Below are 3494 nucleotides of genomic sequence, written 5' to 3' on the forward strand. Positions count from 1 at the left end.
ACAATTACGTCACCTTTTTGGATACCCGCTGCTTTTGCTGCACCATTTTCTACAACATCAGCCACATAGATACCTTCATCGGTTTTGGTTTTAAATTCTTCGGCTTTTTTGCCATCTAATTCAACCAAATTAATACCCAAATATCCACGTTGTACGTTTCCGTATTTTACAATATCGGCCGTAACTTTTTTCACGATTTCAGAAGGAACCGCAAACGCATAACCTGCATAAGCTCCGTTCGGGCTGGCAATGGCTGTGTTGATACCAATCAATTCACCTTTAAGGTTTACCAAAGCACCACCACTATTACCAGGATTTACGGCTGCATCAGTTTGAATAAACGATTCAATAGCATCGCTGGTTCTTTGACGACCGTCTTCGCCATAACGACGGTACATTTGTTGTTGCTGCTTTTCGGCTAAAATACCAATACTACGTCCTTTGGCACTTACAATACCCGCCGTAACTGTCGATTCTAAATTGAACGGATTACCAACCGCCAAAACCCATTCACCCACTCTTACATTATCAGAGTTGGCAAAAGTCATTGCTGGATGCTTTCCTCCTTCGATTTTGATAACTGCAATATCGGTTGAAGGGTCTGTACCGATGATTTTTGCAGTGTACGATTTGTGGTCAGAGGTTACAACTTCCAACTCGGTTGCACCTTCGATTACGTGATTGTTGGTTGCTATATAACCATCATTCGTGATGATAACTCCCGAACCCGACGACTCTTGTTGTTGATTACGTGGCTGTCCGAAAGGATTTTCGCCACCGAAGAAATCATCAAAAATTGAGCGTTGCTGAGATACCGCTCGTACCGATTTTGCTTTGATATGCACCACCGAAGGTGTTGAGAGTTCGGCCGCATAAGTAAAATCGCCCGGTACGCCAGCAGGACCATCATAGTTTGCTAAGCGTGTAAGTGAAGGTTTTGAAGCTTCATTAAAAATTATATCATTGCTCTGCAAACCGAGCAAGTGATAACCTCCAATCGTGGCGATACTGCTCAATACAGCAATGCCGATGGTTTTTACTGTGTTATTCATGTGTTTTATGCCGTTGTTTTACAGTTAATATTTTATTTACCTAATCGACTTTTAAAGCAGTTACTGGAAATTTGTTATTGGTTGATTGGTTTATTCAACAAGTTGTTTATTTGGCTTGTGCATAATAATCATCCTTTATAATCAGATAACTTCTTTAATCTCAATTATTAGTAATGTTTCTTCAAATAGTTTTGTGTTTATAACGAAACAAGGCTTGTTTTTGTTTCATGCAAATTTAACGTAAAAGTATGTATGTAAATTCGGGTATTTGATGAATTTTAACAAATTTTAACTGAAAAAGTAAGTTGCGTTGGATGACCGAATCTTATTGCGTTATGAACGGTTATTTTAGGCAATAACTTTTTTCAATGCAAAGGGCAAAATACAAAGTAGATTTGCATTTTGCCCTTATTTTAATGTTTGAACAGGCCTGTAGACCCATTCTGTAAATTACGCAATTTCAATCAAGCGAGGCTCTTTTGGTTTTGCTTCTTCTTTTTTAGGAAGTTCTAAGCCCAAGATACCGTCGTTGTAGGTAGCTACGATTTTTTCGCTATCTACAGTTTTTGGTAATGTAAACGAACGCTTGAATGTGCTGAAGTTAAATTCTTTGCGAGTGTATTTTCCAACAGTCTCAGTGCTTTCTTCTTTTTTCTCAGTCGAGATAGTTAAAGTATTTTCGTGAACGTTTACTTTAAAGTCTTCTTTCTTCAAACCCGGTGCCGCTAATTCGATTTTGAAAGCTTCTTCGCTTTCGATAACGTTTACTGCTGGAAACGAATGTGTGTGTGCAGGAGCTACACGCTCGAAGTCATTTAAAAAACTACCTAATACTGCTGGGAAAACTGGTGCGAAATTTCTTACTAATGTTGCCATGATTTTTATTGATTTTAATGTTTGTTTCTTTTTTATGCCACACCGTTGTGGCGACGCAAACTTTTTATCAATTTGTGTACCAGTTGAATTTTTCGGACTTTTTGACCGGTTTTTGTATTTTTACAGAAATTTAAAATGACATAATGTCTTATTTTTATTTTTTCAGACTGACTCAACGGCAGAAATGGGTAATTTGCTCGAAATGCCTAAAAACAAAAAAGGATTTGACCAAAGCCAAATCCTTTCTATAATTTAAAGAAATCTATTCTTATTTCTTAGCTTTCTGAATAACCAATTTACCAATTTCTCTACCCGCTTTCAATCCTTCGTCACAAGCCGAGCGGAAGTGAATACCACCATACACACGACTAATCGATGCCTGTTCAGCTGCTTCATTGAAAGACTTAAACTGCCCAACACCATGACCAAATTTCGCTTCGGTAGAATCTGTAAAAGCCACATTTTCACCGAATAACTCAGTAAGAACTTCGGCTGATGCTCCCGAAATCGTACTGTGTCCGCTTGTATATTCTGGGAAAGGTGGAGTTTGTAAAAATGGCACCCATTTGGTATCTACACTGGCATTGATAATAGTTTCGGGACGAATTTTATGGAAACGATATTTTGTTTCCCAACATTGAATGAAAGCATCACGCAAAGCCATCGAAACCAATAGATATGCTTGTACTGATTTGGCAAAATCTACTTTCTTATCTTTACAGACTGTTTTTACGATAGCCAACCAGTGTCCACCCGGGGTCATTTTTTTATCGGCAAACATTACGTGGCCTTGTACGTTCATTACGAAAGCGTTATCGTCCCAGAACCATGCAATGCGTTTTTCTTCTTCTGAAAGTTTATTTCCAATTTCATAAACCTCGGTTACTTCTTTCATGAATGGACTGGTTTTGGCCAAATCATAAGGAAATGGCGGTGGTGGCAAGAACTGCGAAGACGAATCAATAATCATCGGTCTGATTTTGCCCCAGTTTGGCTCAATGGCATCGGCATACGATGGCGGCGTTGGAGTCCATGTACCAGGTTTGTTTTGTAAAGTATAGCGTAAACCACGAGTCTGTGGGTAATTATCTTTCTTTGCATAAGCCAAAACAGCTTTTCCGACTTCCGCTCCGTACGCTACCGAACGCTCAATAACTTCGCTTGGCACACCTGCTGTTTCAAATTTCTTATCAAGAGCTTTTTCGAAAGCATCATATTTATCAACCGAAAACGTAAGGCCACGGGCAACCGTCATGAAAGCCTTGATACTTGCCAATTGATGACAATACTCTTTGCCCGCTTCGATTTTCGGTACTTCATTGAAATCTTTTACTTTACCAACCATCGAAGGCATATCTTTTTCACCCGAAACGAGTGCTTCATATCCAGCAAGGGTTGCATAAGAGTAAATGCGACTCGCCACTGGCGGGGAAAAAATATCATGTACGATTACATCGGTAAGCTGATTGACGCAATCATGATAAAAATCGGGATTATTTACTAACGGAGTATATTCGGCCGATGTTTTTTGCTTACAGCCATTGGCAAACAAAACAATCAATACGA

At 39.1% G+C, this 3494-nt stretch carries 3 protein-coding genes; all 3 read right to left on the bottom strand.

Annotated features, from left to right (window positions below):
* Nucleotides 1-1052 (bottom strand): S1C family serine protease (locus ACOVO2_RS08575; protein ID WP_421769559.1); only part of this gene is annotated, 1052 nt, incomplete at its 3' end.
* Nucleotides 1053-1502: 450 nt separating this feature from the next.
* The gene (locus tag ACOVO2_RS08580; protein WP_350266119.1) at nucleotides 1503-1928 is read right to left on the bottom strand and encodes an Hsp20/alpha crystallin family protein; all 426 of its coding nucleotides are present in this window, start codon (nucleotides 1926-1928) and stop codon (nucleotides 1503-1505) included.
* 268 nt (nucleotides 1929-2196) lie between these two features.
* On the bottom strand, nucleotides 2197-3489 hold the full coding sequence (locus ACOVO2_RS08585; protein ID WP_421769560.1) for a vanadium-dependent haloperoxidase: 1293 nt from the start codon (nucleotides 3487-3489) through the stop codon (nucleotides 2197-2199).
* Nucleotides 3490-3494 lie beyond the last annotated feature (5 nt).

The sequence above is a fragment of the Emticicia sp. genome (genome assembly GCF_049241225.1).
In the GTDB taxonomy this organism is placed as follows: Bacteria; Bacteroidota; Bacteroidia; order Cytophagales; family Spirosomataceae; genus Emticicia.